This window comes from Planococcus sp. ANT_H30, assembly GCF_008369335.1.
Taxonomy (GTDB): domain Bacteria; phylum Bacillota; class Bacilli; order Bacillales_A; family Planococcaceae; genus Planococcus; species Planococcus kocurii.
Genome location: NZ_VOBJ01000001.1, coordinates 254,193 through 271,587 on the forward strand (window position 1 = coordinate 254,193; position 17,395 = coordinate 271,587).

Genomic DNA, 17,395 nt, shown 5'->3' on the forward strand with positions numbered 1-17,395 from the left:
ATTTGATGAATGACATTGAATGGGGATTGCTATTCGATCCCGCTTTAGCGATTGAATCTTTGCCCTATGTGCTTGAAGGCATCGGTTATACATTGCTGATTTCCGTTGTTAGTATGATTGTCGGTATGATCATTGGCTTTTTCTTATCACTTGCTAGAACGTCTAGATTATTCGTCTTGCAATTTCCGGCACGCCTTTATATTTCCTTTATGAGAGGCGTACCGATACTCGTCATCTTGTTTCTGCTGTATTTCGCTTTGCCGGTCGTCGGCATCGAATTTACAGCTGTACAAGCCGCTTTAATTGGCTTCACGATTAACAGTGCCGCTTATATTGCGGAAGTTTTCCGTTCTTCATTGGCATCGGTTGATAAAGGGCAATGGGAATCCTCGACCGCACTGGGGTTGACCTACTGGCAATCGATGCGACGTATTATTCTTCCGCAATCTATTCGTATTGCGATACCTCCTTTATCGAATGTTTATCTAGACTTGATCAAAGCTTCTTCATTAGCTGCGATGATTACCGTTCCAGAAATTTTTCAGAAAGCACGAATTGTCGGTGCACGCGAATACGATTTACTGACGATGTTGATTTTAGTGGCGCTCATTTACTGGGCAATTTGTTCGGTTATGACGATTTTGCAAAACTACCTTGAAAAACGTTACGCCGATTACATTTAAGAAGCATCCGGAGAGTGTTCTTCCGGATGCTTCTTTCGATTGATCGCATTTACATTTCTTGCATATAGAGAACTTCCCACATATGGCCATCCAAGTCTATAAAGCTGCCATAATACATAAATTCGTCGTCTACGTTTTCATTTGCCAGTTGAGCTCCTGCTGTTAATGCCAGACTGATTAACTCGTCTACTTTTTCTTTGCTAGGAGCTGAAATAGTAAGAATAACTTCTCTTTGGCTAGAGGTATCTGCAATTTCTTTTTTTGTGAACCCTTTAAAATATGCCTCAGTCAAGAGCATCACATAACTAGTGGGCCCAATAATCAAAGCTGCACCATCATCATTGGTCATGTTGTTTTCAAATTCAAATCCGAGTTGCTTGAAAAAAGAGACCGACTTCTCTAAGTTTTTCACCGGCAAATTGACGAAGATGTGACTCGATTGGATACTCATGCTGTTGCCTCCCTTTTTCTTTTTAACATTAGTTATTCGCTGTAGCCTTCTGTTCTTCCTGCAAAGAAAAAAAGATCCTCAGAAAGGATCTTTTAAGCTAGCCGATATCGCACCAAATAAGGCAGCATGAGACTATTTACAGGAATGATAATTAACACAGCCAGTATAAATGTTTATGTGCTAGTTGGATAAGATAAAAGATTGAAAGCAAAAATTAGTCCTATCACTAGTAAGGAAGCTAAAATGCGTGACAGAAATTGGACTTTATAAAGCTTTACACAATTTTGGCAAGCAACCGGCTTATAAGCAAGCCACAAAGATTTACTAACTTGTTTCCAAGTAAATGAAGTACGGCAGATTTCGCATTTCTGCATTAGGTATCCGCCTTAAGCTCATCTACATATTGTTTTGCTTCTAACAGCGACCAGCCGAATTCCTGTCGCGTGCGTTTTACCGCTTCAATTGTTTTACCTTGTTGTAAAAGTTCGCGAAGTTCTTCATTGACCTTTTGTTCTACCGATGCCATCTCTGGCATTGTTTGTTTAAGCAGTTTCTCAACTTTACTGACTCTGTTTTCAAGTGTTTCAATGTGTTTCTCTACCGCGCTATATACAATATAACCGGCTATAAGAATTGTTCCGACTACAATACTGATCCACGTTAAATCCATTTTCAGCCTCCTAAATAAGCTTTTCCGCGTTGATAAAATCCGTTCATTTCTTCTTGTGGCACTAACGCGCCGCCAGTTGACCAAACAATGTGAGTAGCTGCAGTCATCGAAACTTGGTTGGTTTTTGCGTAACCCGAAGCCCTGATTTTCAGTGGACCCAACAATCCGGCTGTAGCAGATGGTTCAATGAAGATTTCTTCACTATCTGCTAGAAGAGTCAATAATTTAAATAGCTCCTGATCTTCAATCGTATAGATGCCACTAATGGTTTTTTCACTAATACCAGAAGCAAAGCTCGACGGCCTTCCAACTGCCAGTCCGTCTCCTTCTGTGACGTTATCGATGCCAAAATCTTGGACGCAGAGCTTTTCTTTTTCACCTGTCATTAATCCGACCAACACGGCAGGAGAATGCGTTGGTTCCACGAAAAAGCAATGAACCGCATCTCCGAAAATTTGGCGCATTCCAAATGCAATGCCACCAGGTGCCCCGCCTACTCCACATGGTAAATAGACAAAAAGTGGATGGTCAGCATCCACTTGAATAGCTGCAGCATCTAATTGTTGCTTAAGACGAAAAGCGGCAACACTGTACCCTAAAAATAAATGTTCAGATTTTTCATCATCAACAAAATAAGCATCGGACTTGGCGAGCGTTCTCTGTCGTCCTGCAGCTATGGCTTCACTAAAATCTCCTTCAAATTCTACGACAGTTGCTCCTTTTTCACGCAGTAAGTCTTTTTTCCATTGTTTCGCGTCTGAAGACATATAGACGGAAACTTGGAATCCGAGTTTGGCGCTGATAATACCAATACTAAGACCGAGATTCCCGGTAGAACCTACGCCAATCGAATAGTGGCTAAAAAACTGCTTGAACTGTTGAGATGAGAACTGCTCATAACTTTGTTCCGTTGCCAGTAGTCCTGCAGCTATGGCTAATTTCTCTGCATGATGCAGCACTTCATAAACACCGCCACGTGCTTTAATGGATCCAGCAATTGGTAATTCATTATCGCATTTCAAAAATAACTTTCCTTCAATTTCCCCGTCGTAATGATTATCGAGTTGCTGTTTCATCATAGGAATTTCACGTAGCGGTGATTCTACAATGCCGTTAGCTGCCGCAGTATCTGGAAACTCTGTTGCTAAATACGGCGCAAATCGTTGCCAAAGCTGCTCTGCTCGTTGCATATCTGCTAAATTCACGGCAAGCCCAGATATGTCCGCCATTTTTTTACGTTTTGAATTTAACCAAAAAACTGTCTCTAAATTAATCATATTTTTCAGCATTGGATATTGTTCGATCCAGCTGTTGATTTGTTGTTGTTGCATGGACTTGAAATCTCCTTTCATTCGAATAGTCTAGTAATTACATTATAAAGGAGCCACTAAAGAATTTCATCCTTGCTAATTTTTCATCAACTTGTTGAAAGGTGACTCATCCCTTTCGTTACTCCTAATAAAGCCAGTCCAATCAATAGAAATACCCACCACTGAATTTGAATGACTGGACCAATTCCTTCAAAGACATAGCCAACTCCCATTATAAAAGCAACTCCGGCCATACCAAACAATCCGGATTGAACATAAATTTTCCAGTTTTGAATTTCCTTTTTAAAAACAGAAGAACGAATAATTCGAAAAACAATAAATACACCTAGAATACCAACCAGAAACAATGCCAGTAAAATTAGCAACACACTTCCTAATGCAAAATCATTATCTACAGGAATAAAAATCGAAATCACACCATTTAGGATTCCATATGAAAGTGCAAACCAACCTGCCAACCCAAGCATGAATGATGTCGCAAGCAACATAATATTTCGTTTATCCTCTTTCGGTATATTGGCAATGAGTTCATCTGCATAAGCTTCTGGAGAATCACCAAACAAATCCGCAGCATTTTTGCCATTCTCCTGACCTTCAATTATATGATCTAATAAATCCATCAACAGCTCTTCTGCTGCACGCTCATCAACTCGAAGATCTGTTCGTATATACAGCAATAAATCTTCATAGACTTTCTCGTTTTCAGAAGTTAAAAGCTCTCTTTTATCGTTATTCTCCTTAATCAGTTTAATCGTTCCTCTCATCGTGTCCACCCCTTTTCAGTAATTGACTGACCGGCTCGGCAATTTGCAGCCACTCAAAAGCCATTTGCTCTAGCTCCACTTTTCCTTCCTCGGTCAAAAAATAATACTTGCGATTCGGCCCGGTTGCAGAAGGTCTCATTTCACCGCGGATAAAGCCATTTTTCTGTAGCCGAAGTAACACGGGATAAATAGTGCCATCACTAATGTCCGGCAACCCAATTCTTTGTAGCTTTTGCGAAAGTTCATAGCCATAGATCGGTTGCTCTTCCACTACAGCCATTACACAAGCTTCTAAAACCCCTTTTAGCAATTGGCTTCTAAGAGCCATATCAGTCTCTCCCTTCGGTACTCGGCAATACAAGATAGTGTTCCAAAAAAATAACTACCTTGCATTACCAATTAGTTGTTTATAGTGTAATCAGTTTACTCATTTATGTCAACAATTTCAACATAGAAAAAAACCGACCAATTGGCCGGCTTTACAAGGTTCCTGCTTTTAACTTTTCATGCCAATCTGCAAGCATCGGCAGTTCGTCTTCACTAATAGCACCCGTACTCAACGCCTGTTCAACAAGCGCTGGGAAATCCGTTAACGTGTGGAACGTGTAACCTGCACCTGTGATGGCCTCGATGGATTGCGGTAAATCGTAAGTGAAAATCGCCACGATTCCAAGTACGTCAAAGCCTGCTGCTTCTAACGCTTGTGCTGCTTGCAAAACAGAACCACCTTTAGAAATCAAATCTTCTACGACCACTACTTTTTGACCTTTTTCGATTTTGCCTTCAATCATATTTGTTTGACCGTGTTCTTTCGCTTTCGAACGGACGTAAACCATTGGCAGTTCAAGTAAATCACTAACCCAAGCCGCATGCGGAATACCTGCAGTGGCAGTTCCTGCGACCACTTCACAGTCAGGATAATATTCGTTAATGGTTTCTGCTAGACTGGCAGCAATGTCTTTGCGTACTTTTGGGTAAGACATTGTCAATCGGTTATCACAGTAAATCGGTGACTTAACGCCTGACGCCCAAGTAAAGGGATCTTGCGGACGCAATTCGACTGCGCCAATAGATAGTAAATGATTTGCTACTTTTAACTTCATTGGTGTCCACTCCATTCTGTTGCAATCTGGCTGTAACTTTCTGATGGGTTGTCAGCTTTTGTAATGGCTCGACCGACCACAATATGACTAGAACCTTTTTCACGCGCTTGCGCTGGAGTCGCGATGCGTTTTTGATCGTCTGCTAAAACGCCTGCCGGTCGAATGCCTGGTGTGACACGCAAAAATTCTTGTCCGCATGCATCTCCTATAGCTTGTGCTTCTAGTACGGAACAAACCACACCGTCTAATCCTGCTTGCATCGCACGTTTTGCGTAATGCAATACGGATTCTTCCAGGCTGACATAAATCAATTGATCTTCGTGCATCTGTTCTTCACTAGTTGAAGTCAATTGTGTCACAGCAATCAGTTTTGTATCACTACCCGCTAGTCCACGTTTAGCTGCTTTCATCATTTCAAATCCTCCTGCAGCATGAACATTGACCATGTCCACCCCAAGTTTAGACAAGCCACGCATAGCAGATTCAACGGTATTTGGAATATCGTGTAGTTTCAAGTCTAAGAAAATTTCATGACCGAGCGATTTGATGTAACGAATTAGCTCAGGCCCTTCTTGGTAATAAAGCTCCATGCCTACTTTGACAAAAAGCGGCTTAGAAAACTGCATTAAAAATTCTTCTACTTGTTGTTTTGATGCAAAATCTAAAGCAATAATGGGTTTACTCACAGACGGTGGCTCCTTCCGACAAGTTGTTCTACTGAATCAAATCCAAGTTCATGCAAGCGTTCGGGTAGTTGAGCGATGATTTCTGGGCACACAAACGGATTGACGAAATTAGCTGTTCCGACCGCTACAGCGCTCGCGCCGGCTGATAAAAAGTCGATGACATCGTCCACATTTGTTACCCCACCCATACCGATAATTGGCAGCTTAGTATGCTGACTAACTTCATAAATCATCCGTAAAGCGACCGGTTTAATAGCTGGGCCTGACAAGCCACCTGTAATATTGGCGATAATCGGACGTCCAGTTTTCGTATCCATGCGCATGCCGAGTAATGTATTAATCATCGTAATGCCATCCGCACCACCTTCTTCGACTGCTTTGGCGATTGACACGATATTCGTCACGTTCGGCGACAATTTAATATAAACCGGCACAGCAGACACTTCTTTTACAGCACGTGTTAACTCACGGGCTACGTCTGGATCGGTACCGAACGTGATGCCGCCTTGCTTAACGTTTGGACACGAAATATTGATTTCCAGTGCATGAACATTTGGTGCTTGTGAAATAGCTTTCGCGACTTCGACATAGTCTTCTGTCGTCGTTCCCGCTACATTGGCAATGATCGGCACGTCGTACTTTTCTAACCATGGTAATTCTTGACCGGCTACTTTTTCAAGGCCAGGATTTTGTAAACCGATAGCGTTTAGCATACCCGATGCTGTTTCTGCAACTCGCGGAGTCGGATTACCAAGACGCATTTCAACGGTCGTTGCTTTAATCATGATAGCGCCAAGCTGCGACAAATCATATAATTGCGCATACTCTTTACCAAAACCGAAACAGCCAGAAGCTGGCATGATTGGGTTTTTTAAGTTGAGTCCTGGAAGTTTAACTGTTAAATCAATCATGAAATCACCACTCCTGCTGGAAAAACCGGCCCATCTGAACATACTTTGATGTAATCCGTTTCACTTTTCGTTGTTCGGCAAACGCAAGCGAAGCAAGCTCCAATGCCACAACCCATGCGCTGTTCATAAGACAAAAACCCTTTTTTCTGTGGATAAGCCCATTGCACCGCTTCAAGCATCGCAGTTGGACCACAGCTGTAATAAGTATCAAAATCTGCTGGCAACTCATTAAGGATATGCGTCACGAATCCTTGTGTACCATGTGATCCATCAACCGTTGCAATATGCGTATCTCCAAGTCCACGAAATTTTTCTTCGTAGAAAACGGCTTGTTTGCTTTCAAATCCGAGGATATGGACAGTTTCGATACCGCGTGCGTTTAACTGTTTGGCGAGTTCATATAGCGGTGGAACACCGATTCCTCCGCCAATCAAATACGCTTTTTTCACAGCTTCTTCTACTGGAAAGCCATGTCCGAGTGGTCCGAGCACGTCTAAGGTATCACCGGCTCTTTTTTCAGCCAATAACTGTGTACCGCGTCCTTCTGCTCGGTAAATCATTGTAAATTGCGAAGCTTCTAGATCGATCGAAGCCACTGAAATTGGGCGCCGCAACAAGGGTTCAAAACTATCGGCCACACGAATATGGACAAATTGTCCGGGCTCTGCCATTTCATTGGCAAGAACCCCTTTTACAGTTAGTTCAAAAATATGATGGGCGATTTGCTGCTGCTTGATAATTTGCATACGTTCTTGTTTGATCATATACCTGCCCCCATTTCCTCCGCTGAGAAGGTCATTGATTCGATGACACGTAGCATCGCTTCTGCTGTGTCTAGTGAAGTTAAGCAAGGAATGCCGTTTTCAACCGATTCACGACGAATGCGGAAGCCGTCACGTTCTGGCTGTTTGCCTCTCGTCAATGTATTGATGACAATTTGCGTATCGCCGTTTTGAATCGCATCGAGTAAGGTTTTCCCTTCTGAACCGATCTTCCCAACAGGTACTACCATAATTCCTGCTTCTTCAAAAGCTTTTGCCGTTCCGCCAGTCGCCATAATTTGATAACCGATTGCTTTAAAGCGTTTGGCTAACCCAATCGCTTCTTCTTTGTCTTTATCTGCGACGGTTAGTAGCACTGTGCCGTGATCTTTCACTTCCATACCTGCTGCTGCTAGTCCTTTATACAAGGCTTTTTCAAGTGTTGTGTCTTTGCCCATGACTTCTCCGGTAGATTTCATTTCTGGCCCGAGTGTAATGTCAACACGGCGTAGCTTGGCAAAAGAGAAGACCGGTACTTTGACGAATACTCCTTTTGAAATTGGTGCAAGTCCTGGTGTAAAGCCTTGGTCAACGATGCTTTGCCCTAAAATTGCTTTTGTCGCAATATTAGCCATTGGAATTGATGTAATTTTACTCATGAATGGCACTGTACGACTTGATCTTGGATTGACTTCAATCACAAAGACTTCGCCTTTCGAGATAACATACTGGATGTTCAATAAGCCGATGATGTTCAATCCTTTTGCTAATCGTGTGGTGTAATCAACGAGTGTATCAAGTAATTCTGTTGAAATGTTTTGTGTTGGGTAAACTGCGATCGAGTCACCCGAGTGAACGCCTGCACGTTCAATATGTTCCATAATCCCTGGAATTAAGACATGTTCACCGTCTGAAATGGCATCGACTTCAATTTCGATTCCTGTTAAGTAACGATCAACGAGTACCGGATGTTCTGGACTTGCTTCTACTGCGTGTTCCATGTAATATTTCAGGTCTTCTTCGTTGTAGACGATTTCCATTGCGCGTCCTCCAAGTACATACGAAGGACGAACGAGTACCGGATAACCGATGTCCGCAGCGATAATGATGGCTTCGTCTGCATTGACAGCCGTTTTTCCTAAAGGTTGTGGAATGCCGATTTCGTGCAAAGCTGCTTCGAATTTATTGCGATTTTCTGCTCTGTCTGTATCTTCTAGTGAAGTTCCTAAAATTTTAACACCGTTTTGCTCAAGTTTTTCAGCTAAGTTAATGGCCGTCTGTCCGCCGAATTGAACGACAACTCCTTTTGGCTGCTCCAGATCGACAATGTGCATAACATCTTCGATTGTCAGCGGTTCAAAATACAATTTATCGGAAATCGAGAAATCGGTTGAAACGGTTTCCGGATTATTGTTGACGATTATCGCTTCGTAACCCGCTTCTTTAATCGCCCATACAGAGTGTACCGTCGCATAGTCGAATTCAACGCCTTGACCGATACGGATTGGGCCTGAACCGAGAACGATGACCGACTCTTTGTCTGTTTTTACTGATTCATTTTCATCTTCATACGTGCCGTAAAAATAAGGCGTTTCCGATTCAAACTCTGCCGCACATGTATCGACCATTTTGTAAACCGGCATTAATTTTTGTTCTTTGCGCCAGTTGTATACTTGCTGTTCAGTGGTATTCCAAAGTTTCGCAATTGTCCGGTCTGCAAAGCCTAAACGTTTGGCACGTTTTGCTACGTCGTAGTCAAACGCGGCATTTTTCAAATCTTCTTCGTATTTTACGATGTTTTCGAATTTCTTCAGGAAGAATAAATCGATTTGGCTCCATTCGTTAATGGTTTCGATTGTTACACCGCGGCGAAGTGCTTCGCCGATAAAGAACAAACGCTCATCTCCCGCTCGACAAATGCGTTTTTGAATCCATTCATCACTCATGCTATCCGCATTTTTTAGCTCTAAGTGGAATTGCCCTGTTTCTAATGAACGGACAGCTTTTAAAATAGACTCTTCAAATGTACGACCCATCGCCATCACTTCGCCGGTTGCTTTCATTTGCGTTCCTAAATTACGTTTAGCAGATTCGAATTTATCAAACGGCCAGCGTGGAATTTTCGTTACCACATAATCAAGTGCCGGCTCAAATGCAGCATATGTGCGTCCAGTAACGGGGTTCATCATTTCATCCAAAGTTAAACCGACAGCAATTTTTGCAGCTAGTTTCGCTATTGGATAACCTGTTGCTTTTGATGCTAGTGCAGAAGAGCGACTAACCCGCGGATTTACTTCAATGATGTAGTAGTTAAAGCTAAATGGATCTAATGCCAGCTGTACGTTACAGCCTCCTTCAATTTTCAAGGCGCGAATAATTTTCAGCGACACATTTCGTAGCATTTGGTATTCACGGTCTGACAAAGTTTGGCTAGGTGCGACCACAATCGAGTCTCCAGTATGGATGCCAACTGGATCAATGTTTTCCATGTTACAAACGACTATCGCCGTATCGTTTTTATCGCGCATCACTTCGTATTCAATTTCTTTAAAACCTGCAATTGATTTTTCTAGTAAACATTGTGTAACCGGGCTATATTTCAAACCACTTGCTACAATTTCTTTCAGTTGATCATAATTCTCGCAAATGCCTCCGCCCGTTCCACCTAGTGTAAAGGCTGGACGAACGATCACTGGATAACCCACACGGTCAACGAAATTTTCAGCTTCTGTCATGTTGTGAATAATATCTGAATCTGGAACCGGTTCGCCAAGTTCGTTCATCAACGTTCGGAACAAGTCACGGTCTTCTGCTTTATGGATGGCTTCAAGCTTGGTACCTAAAATTTCAATATTCAACTCATCTAAAATACCTGACTCATCCAGTTCAATCGCCATGTTCAGTCCTGTTTGGCCTCCAAGTGTCGGAAGCAGTGCATCCGGACGCTCTTTACGCAAGATGCGGCTAACGAATTCCAGTGTGATCGGTTCGATATACACTTTATCTGCAATTTCTGTGTCTGTCATGATAGTTGCTGGGTTTGAGTTAATTAGAATTACGCGGTATCCTTCTTCTTTTAACGCAAGACACGCTTGTGTTCCTGCATAGTCAAACTCTGCTGCTTGTCCGATTACGATGGGTCCTGATCCGATTACGAGTATACTTTGAATATCTTGTCTTTTAGGCATGTTGTTGCTCCTTTCGAGTTGCGTTCATAACATCAATAAAGCGATCAAATAAGTAGTTGGAGTCTTCTGGTCCGGGTGATGATTCTGGGTGGTATTGAACTGTGAATGCTGGGTAATCTAAGTGTGCCAAGCCTTCGTTCGTACCATCGTTTAATGCGCTATGCGTTACTTTTAGGCGAGTTCCTTGCAAGGTATCTTCATCCACAGCGTAACCGTGGTTTTGTGATGTGATTTCGATTTTCCCTGTAACTAAGTCGCGTACTGGATGATTTCCTCCGCGATGACCGAATTTCAATTTAAAGGTGTCCGCACCGCAAGCTCTTGCGAATAATTGGTGTCCTAGGCAGATGCCGAAGATTGGAACTTGACCAAGTAGTTCACGTACCACTTCTACACATTCCTCTACATCTTTTGGATCTCCAGGGCCGTTTGATAACATAACGCCGTCAGGTCCCCAAGCAAGAATTTCTTTTGATGCCGTGTTATAAGGAACGACAATGACGTCGCAATCGCGGTTATTAAGCTCACGCAAAATGCCATGCTTCATGCCGTAGTCAATTAATACAACGCGTTTGCCACGGCCAGGGCTTGGATAAGGACGTGCTGTTGAAACTTGCGCCACTTGGTCGCTTGGCAAAATCGTTTCTTGAAGCGTCTTCACGACTGCTGCTAATTGAACCTCTTCACCTGCTGCTGTTAAGACACCTTTGATGGCACCTTTTGAGCGAATCAAACGCGTCAGTTTTCGTGTATCAATACCTGAAATTCCAGGAATATCTTTCGTTTTAAATAACTCGTCCAAGGTTGAATTGTTTCTGAAATTGGAAGGGAACTCAGCAAGTTCACGAACGACCATGCCTTTTACTGCGGGTTCAATCGATTCGAAATCGTCGCTATTAATGCCATAGTTGCCGATTAGTGGGTAAGTCATCGTGACAATTTGTCCGCAGTAAGAAGGATCCGATAAAATTTCCTGATAACCCGTCATACTCGTATTAAAAACGATTTCCCCAACAGAAGCACTATCGCTTCCGAATGCTGTTCCTTCAAATACCGTACCGTCTTCTAAAATTAAATAACGTTTCATTAATTTTTCTCCTCCTGCCATACGATTTCGCCACCAAAGATGGTTGTTACTGGCCACCCTGTACAATTCCAACCATTAAATGGTGTGTTTTTACCTTTTGATAAAAATTCTTCTACTTGAATTGGTTGTTCTTTTTCAAGATCTAATAATACGAGATCCGCTGTTCGTCCAATTTCTAAAGTGCCATATGGCAAGTTGAATGTTTGGCTTGGTTTGATGGTTAACCAGTCGATTAATTGTTGTAACGACCATGTGCCGGTTTTGACAAAGTTGCTATAGAGCAGTGGAAATGCTGTTTCAAAACCGACGATTCCAAACATCGAACCATTCATGCCATTTGTTTTTTCTGCTTCCGTGTGCGGTGCATGGTCTGTCGCGATAAAGTCTAGCGTGCCATCAAGCAAGCCTTCGTGTAACGCTTCCCAATCTTCTTTTGCACGAAGCGGTGGATTCATTTTGTAATTGGCATCGTCCGCTGGAATATCATCTTCTGTTAAGAGCAAATGATGAGGTGTAACTTCAGCTGTTACGCGCACTCCTGCACGCTTTGCGTCGCGAATGACGCGAACTGATTCTTTTGTGCTGACGTGGCAAACGTGATAATGTGCGCCTGCTGCTTCTGCTAGTAAAATGTCGCGTGCAATATGCACCGATTCCGCAATTGCTGGAATCCCTTTAAGCCCAAGTTCTCTACTGCGTTTGCCTTCGTGCATGACACCGTCATATATCAAGCTATTGTCTTCACAATGCGCAACGACTGCCATATCAATTTTTGCTGCGTCTTGCATTGTTTCGTACATCATGCCTGCTTCTTGAATGCCAACACCGTCATCCGTAAAAGCAAAAGCACCGTTTTCTTTTAGTTCTTGTAAGTTTGTACGTTCTTTTCCTGCTTCTCTGATGGTGATTGACGCGTACGGCAAAACTCGGATAAGCGCATTTTTTTCAATCAATCCGTTGACCAGCTGCAGATTTTCTTTCGTATCCGGAACAGGACGCGTGTTTGGCATCGCACAAATTGTGGTGTAGCCACCTTTTGCTGCCGAATGTGTTCCAGTTTCGATGGTTTCTTTCTGCTCACCACCCGGTTCACGCAAATGAACATGGACATCAACAAATCCTGGTGCAATCATCCGGCCTTTGCCGTCAATTTGGGTCTCGTTATCCACTTGTAACTCTTTACCGATTTCTTTAATTTTGCCTTCTTTAATCCGGATAGTTGTAGGGGTTAATTCTCCATTTTGCAGCATGTTTACGTTTTTAATGAATAAATTCAAGTTAATCTCTCCCTTTCAATGCGTACTCAAGTACTGCCATCCGGATAAAAACTCCGTTTGCCATTTGTTTAAAAATTCGTGAACGTTCACATTCGACTAAGCAATCTGCAATTTCGACGCCGCGGTTGATTGGCGCAGGATGCATAATAATGGCACCATCCTTCATTTTCTTTTCGCGTTCGATCGTTAAGCCGTATTGCTCATGGTAATTTTCTTTCGAGAAAAGAGCTGATACTGCATGCCGTTCATGCTGCACGCGAAGCATCATGACAACATCTGTGGTTTCAATAAAGTCATCCAAATGCTCGGAAGATTTGTACTCTCCGCTCCAGTCCGCCGGGCACACAAAACTCACTTTTGCTCCTAATTGTTTGAGTGCCGCTGCATTTGATTTTGCGACACGGCTATGAGCAATGTCTCCAACGATGGTGACCTGAATGCCTTCGATCCGTCCGAACTCTTGATATATGGTCATTAAGTCTAAAAGAGATTGTGTTGGATGTTGACCTGAGCCATCTCCACCATTGATGACAGCAACGTCGCATCCTTCTAGTTGTTGATAATACTCTTCTTCTTCATGACGTATAATGACTGCACCTACGCCAATTGCTTCCATCGTTTTTACTGTATCGTAAAGTGTTTCACCTTTTAAGATGCTAGAAAAAGCTGTTTCAAAAGGTAGTACAGCGAGTCCCATATGATGCTCTGCCATTTCAAAACTCATTTTTGTTCTTGTGCTTGGTTCGAAAAACAAGTTGACGACCGTGCCATCAATTGGCGCTCTCTTGCCTTGCTGAAATTCTCCAGCACGCTTAAGCAAACTCATAATCGTGTCATTTTCTAAGTTGTTCATAGATAGTAAGTTTGGCAAAATTGACTCATCCTCTCATTCGTCAGACAAAAAAACACCTTCCCAGAGGCAGGAAGGTGTGAGGAAAAAAGGGTAGTGTTTACCCATTCTTCAACCCTTTCCATGCCTCTCTGGACATTCATTAAAAGGTAATTATTTAGTTCCGTCGTCTACTTCTTCTTTGTTCATTCCCGGTAGCACTAAGTTCAAAATGACACCAACAATGGCAGCGAGCGCCATTCCTTCGATTGAGAATGTTTCACTAAATTCAATTTTAGCTCCGCCAATCCCGATAACCAAGATAACTGAAGAAATCACTAAATTTCGGTTGTTGCCAAAGTCGATGTTGTTATCTACTAGCATACGCAAACCAGAAGATGCGATAATACCGAACAATAAGATCGAAATTCCGCCTAGAACAGCCGTTGGAATTGTCTCGATGACGGCCATCAATTTGCCAAAGAACGAAAAGACGATGGCAAACACTGCCGCTCCAAAGATGACATAGACTGAAAACACTTTCGTAATTGCGAGTACCCCAATATTCTCACCGTATGTCGTCTTTGGCGGGCCGCCAACTAGTGAAGAGATAAAGGTTCCAATCCCATCACCTAGTATCGACCGATGTAAGCCTGGGTCTTTTATGTAATTTCGATTGACAATCTTGCCTAGTACCAGTTGATGACCGATATGTTCAGAAATCGTGACGATGGCAATTGGGACCATGACGAACAACAAGGTTGGTGTTACTTGAAAGGAGTAATCCACCCCAGGAATTAAGAATTCTGGTACTGCAAACCATTTCGCGTCAGCAATGACGCCGTAGTCAATAATGCCAATGGCAGCTGAGTAGCCATACCCTACGATAATACCGATCAAAATTGGCATCAATGAAATGATATTCTTAAAATAAATGTTACAAATGATAGCGGTTAGCAGCGTAACAATAGCTGCCGAAAAATGCAGCAAGCTATATTCTGAAGCATTCCCTACTGGAATGGTCATGGCCATATTTACTGCTGTTCCTGATAAAGCCAGTCCGATGACAATGATAACCGGCCCTACGACAATCGGTGGAAGTAATTTCATCAACCAGTGATAGCCTGTTTTCCAAATGATCAACGCGACGATTGCGTAGACCAATGAAACAAACATGGCGCCAATCATTGCTGAGCCAATCCCGCCAGTTTTCGTAGCAATGGTAATCGGCAAGATAAAAGCGAATGAAGATCCGAGATATGCCGGTACTTTAAATTGTGTGATGAGGATAAAGATGATTGTTGCAATTCCACTTGTTAACAATGCGATAGCTGGACTTAAACCAACCAATTGCGGTACCAATATTGTTGCGCCAAACATTGCGAACATGTGCTGCAAGCTTAGCGAGATCCATTGTCCTGTTTTTGGTTTATCTTGTACGTCTAAAATTGCTTCACTCAATTTCCATTCTCCTTTGTTTCCGACTCTTTATTCGTGAATGGCAACGCGGTCCACTTGATCGCTTTCAACCATTTGAACAATGATTCGTTCATCACTTGAAGTTGGAATGTTTTTTCCGACAAAGTCAGCACGTATTGGCAATTCGCGATGTCCTCGGTCAATCAATACTGCTAGTTGAATTTGTGCCGGTCGTCCTAGGTCCATAACGGCATCCATAGCTGCGCGTACAGTGCGTCCTGTATAGAGCACATCATCTACTAAGATGACTTTTTTATCGAGTATGCTGTGTTTAATATCAACTTGTTGCACTAATGGTTCTTGGTTTTTTGTTTTGATGCTCAAGTCATCTCGATAAAGCGTAATATCAAGTTCGCCTTTCATAATGGGACGCCCTTCGATTTTTTCGATTTTTTCGGCCAGTCGCTTTGCGATAAATGCACCGCGCGTTTTGATACCAACTAATATACAATCATCGATGCCTTTATTGCGTTCGATAATTTCATGTGCAATGCGTGTAATTGCTCGGCTAATTGCCTGTTCATCTAAAATATCTGCTTTTTCCACCATAAGATCCGCTCCTTTTTTGCAAATAAAAAACCTCTTGCCAGAGAGGCAAGAGGATAGATGCGCAGAAAAATTCAGCACGGAAGACAGACTTCCGGCTTGCGTAAATACCTTTTCAGCCTCTCTGGACTGTTTTTAAAGGTGTTCATTATTCGATTCGTTTTTTTAAGTATAAAGAAAGAAGGTCCCTTTTGTCAATCCTTGTCGCGAAGAGATTCTAGAAGTTCTGCAAATTCAGCTGGTGGCTCTACAGAGAACTCCATGTATTCGTTCGTTTTTGGATGATCAAAACCGATAACTTCTGCGTGAAGTGCTTGACCGCCAACATCCATTGTTTTCTTCGGTCCGTACTTTGGATCTCCAACAAGCGGGTAGCCAATGTATTTCATGTGCACACGAATTTGGTGCGTTCTGCCTGTTTCTAGGCGGCATTCTACTAATGTAAAATCACCAAAACGTTCCAAAACTCGGAAATGTGTTACGGCATGTTTTCCTTTATCAACGATTGCCATGTTTTGGCGTTCTTTTGGATCACGCGCAATTGGTGCTTGAATCGTTCCTTTATCGTGAGGAATGTGACCATGTACGAGCGCTACATATTTACGCGTAACCGTCTTTTTCACTAATTGATCAACTAATGACGTATGGGAAGCGTCATTTTTGGCTACCATCAATAAGCCAGATGTATCTTTATCAATTCTATGGACAATCCCCGGACGCACTACACCATTGATTCCTGACAAATCTGTACAGTGATGCATTAAGCCATTAACCAATGTGCCTTTAGCGTGTCCTGGAGCCGGATGTACAACCATTCCTTTTGGTTTGTTAACTACGAGGACGTCTTCATCTTCATAGACAATTTCCAAATTAAGATCTTCGGGAACTACATCTAATTCTTCAAGTTCAGGCGGTGTGACAACGATAACATCCTGCAAACGAACTTTGTAATTCGGTTTTACTTTAATGCCGTTAACTTTTACGGCTCCTTCTTTGACCCAATTGCTAATCTGTGAACGTGACCAGTCTTCATCTATTGATGACACAGCTTTGTCTACCCGTTCGCCTGTCATTTCTTCGGTAATTTCAATCGTTAATTCTTCCATTAAGACACCTTTTTCTTTTGTTGTTTTTCGTCATAAATAATAAAAATAATCATCAATACGACACCAATCGTTAAAGCAGCATCTGCAACATTAAATATCGGGAAATCATAATTGACCACGGGAATTAGCACATCTACAAAATCGACAACTTCCCCGCGTAGCATGCGGTCGATAAAATTACCGATCGCTCCACCCAAAAGAACCATTAAACTAAGCTGGAACAACGGTTGCCCTTTTGCATGTTTATGAAAATAGTAAAGAATTCCGATAACAACTGCCACGGTAATGACGGCAAACAGCCACATCTGTCCCTCGAGCATGCCCCAAGCAGCGCCGCGATTACGGTGCGACAACCAGCCGAGATAAGGATCAATTACTGAAATCCTTTCACCCAATTCCATATTTTTAAGGACCAACCATTTTGTCCATTGATCTAATGCAATGATTACTAATGCGATTCCATAATAAATAAACATCCATATCCTCCGTCAATTCATCAGTCAATCTATTTTAACACAATGTA

18 protein-coding genes are annotated in these 17,395 nt (G+C 42.4%); 1 reads left to right on the forward strand and 17 read right to left on the reverse strand.

Features of this window, described 5'->3' with window-relative positions; genetic code table 11:
* The first annotated feature begins 2 nt into the window (after positions 1 to 2).
* Positions 3 to 683, forward strand: a complete 681-nt coding sequence (locus FQ085_RS01285; protein ID WP_058384899.1) for an amino acid ABC transporter permease — start codon at positions 3 to 5, stop codon at positions 681 to 683.
* A gap of 49 nt (positions 684 to 732) precedes the next feature.
* Here the strand turns inward: FQ085_RS01285 and FQ085_RS01290 are convergent, their stop codons facing one another.
* From FQ085_RS01290 to lspA, 17 genes are all read right to left on the reverse strand, one after another.
* Positions 733 to 1,134, reverse strand: a complete 402-nt coding sequence (locus tag FQ085_RS01290; protein ID WP_058384898.1) for a VOC family protein — start codon at positions 1,132 to 1,134, stop codon at positions 733 to 735.
* Between the two features lie 373 nt (positions 1,135 to 1,507).
* Positions 1,508 to 1,804, reverse strand: a complete 297-nt coding sequence (locus FQ085_RS01295) for a hypothetical protein (RefSeq protein WP_058384897.1) — start codon at positions 1,802 to 1,804, stop codon at positions 1,508 to 1,510.
* 2 nt (positions 1,805 to 1,806) lie between these two features.
* Positions 1,807 to 3,135: a D-serine ammonia-lyase gene (dsdA, locus tag FQ085_RS01300; RefSeq protein WP_082707556.1), complete on the reverse strand. Its 1,329-nt coding sequence runs from the start codon at positions 3,133 to 3,135 to the stop codon at positions 1,807 to 1,809.
* An 86-nt stretch (positions 3,136 to 3,221) separates the two neighbouring features.
* On the reverse strand, positions 3,222 to 3,899 hold the full coding sequence (locus tag FQ085_RS01305) for a DUF1129 family protein (protein ID WP_058384895.1): 678 nt from the start codon (positions 3,897 to 3,899) through the stop codon (positions 3,222 to 3,224).
* Positions 3,883 to 4,227 carry a PadR family transcriptional regulator gene (locus tag FQ085_RS01310; protein ID WP_058384894.1) on the reverse strand — a complete coding sequence of 115 codons (345 nt, stop codon included), beginning with the start codon at positions 4,225 to 4,227 and terminating at the stop codon, positions 3,883 to 3,885. The genes FQ085_RS01305 and FQ085_RS01310 overlap by 17 nt, the downstream gene beginning before the upstream one ends.
* 151 nt (positions 4,228 to 4,378) lie before the next feature.
* Entirely contained in the window at positions 4,379 to 5,002 is a 624-nt protein-coding gene (pyrE, locus tag FQ085_RS01315) for an orotate phosphoribosyltransferase (protein WP_058384893.1), read from the reverse strand.
* Positions 4,999 to 5,688: an orotidine-5'-phosphate decarboxylase gene (pyrF, locus tag FQ085_RS01320; RefSeq protein ID WP_149455744.1), complete on the reverse strand. Its 690-nt coding sequence runs from the start codon at positions 5,686 to 5,688 to the stop codon at positions 4,999 to 5,001. The genes pyrE and pyrF overlap by 4 nt, the downstream gene beginning before the upstream one ends.
* A complete protein-coding gene (locus tag FQ085_RS01325) occupies positions 5,685 to 6,599 on the reverse strand; it encodes a dihydroorotate dehydrogenase (protein WP_058384891.1) in 915 nt (304 codons plus the stop codon). Before FQ085_RS01325 ends, pyrF begins: the two co-directional genes overlap by 4 nt.
* On the reverse strand, positions 6,596 to 7,363 hold the full coding sequence (locus FQ085_RS01330; RefSeq protein WP_058384890.1) for a dihydroorotate dehydrogenase electron transfer subunit: 768 nt from the start codon (positions 7,361 to 7,363) through the stop codon (positions 6,596 to 6,598). The genes FQ085_RS01325 and FQ085_RS01330 overlap by 4 nt, the downstream gene beginning before the upstream one ends.
* Positions 7,360 to 10,548 carry a carbamoyl-phosphate synthase large subunit gene (gene carB / locus FQ085_RS01335; protein ID WP_149455745.1) on the reverse strand — a complete coding sequence of 1,063 codons (3,189 nt, stop codon included), beginning with the start codon at positions 10,546 to 10,548 and terminating at the stop codon, positions 7,360 to 7,362. The genes FQ085_RS01330 and carB overlap by 4 nt, the downstream gene beginning before the upstream one ends.
* Positions 10,541 to 11,635, reverse strand: a complete 1,095-nt coding sequence (locus FQ085_RS01340; RefSeq protein WP_316833286.1) for a carbamoyl phosphate synthase small subunit — start codon at positions 11,633 to 11,635, stop codon at positions 10,541 to 10,543. The genes carB and FQ085_RS01340 overlap by 8 nt, the downstream gene beginning before the upstream one ends.
* Positions 11,635 to 12,912, reverse strand: a complete 1,278-nt coding sequence (locus FQ085_RS01345; RefSeq protein ID WP_149455746.1) for a dihydroorotase — start codon at positions 12,910 to 12,912, stop codon at positions 11,635 to 11,637. Before FQ085_RS01345 ends, FQ085_RS01340 begins: the two co-directional genes overlap by 1 nt.
* Before the next feature lies 1 nt (position 12,913).
* A complete protein-coding gene (locus FQ085_RS01350) occupies positions 12,914 to 13,783 on the reverse strand; it encodes an aspartate carbamoyltransferase catalytic subunit (RefSeq protein ID WP_149455747.1) in 870 nt (289 codons plus the stop codon).
* A gap of 132 nt (positions 13,784 to 13,915) precedes the next feature.
* A complete protein-coding gene (locus FQ085_RS01355; protein WP_058384886.1) occupies positions 13,916 to 15,202 on the reverse strand; it encodes a solute carrier family 23 protein in 1,287 nt (428 codons plus the stop codon).
* 27 nt (positions 15,203 to 15,229) lie between these two features.
* Positions 15,230 to 15,766 carry a bifunctional pyr operon transcriptional regulator/uracil phosphoribosyltransferase PyrR gene (gene pyrR, locus FQ085_RS01360; RefSeq protein WP_269465415.1) on the reverse strand — a complete coding sequence of 179 codons (537 nt, stop codon included), beginning with the start codon at positions 15,764 to 15,766 and terminating at the stop codon, positions 15,230 to 15,232.
* Between the two features lie 194 nt (positions 15,767 to 15,960).
* Positions 15,961 to 16,872 carry an RluA family pseudouridine synthase gene (locus tag FQ085_RS01365; protein ID WP_058384884.1) on the reverse strand — a complete coding sequence of 304 codons (912 nt, stop codon included), beginning with the start codon at positions 16,870 to 16,872 and terminating at the stop codon, positions 15,961 to 15,963.
* Positions 16,872 to 17,348 (reverse strand): signal peptidase II, encoded by a 477-nt coding sequence (gene lspA / locus FQ085_RS01370; protein ID WP_078080572.1) that lies wholly within the window; start codon positions 17,346 to 17,348, stop codon positions 16,872 to 16,874. The genes FQ085_RS01365 and lspA overlap by 1 nt, the downstream gene beginning before the upstream one ends.
* Positions 17,349 to 17,395: the final 47 nt, after the last annotated feature.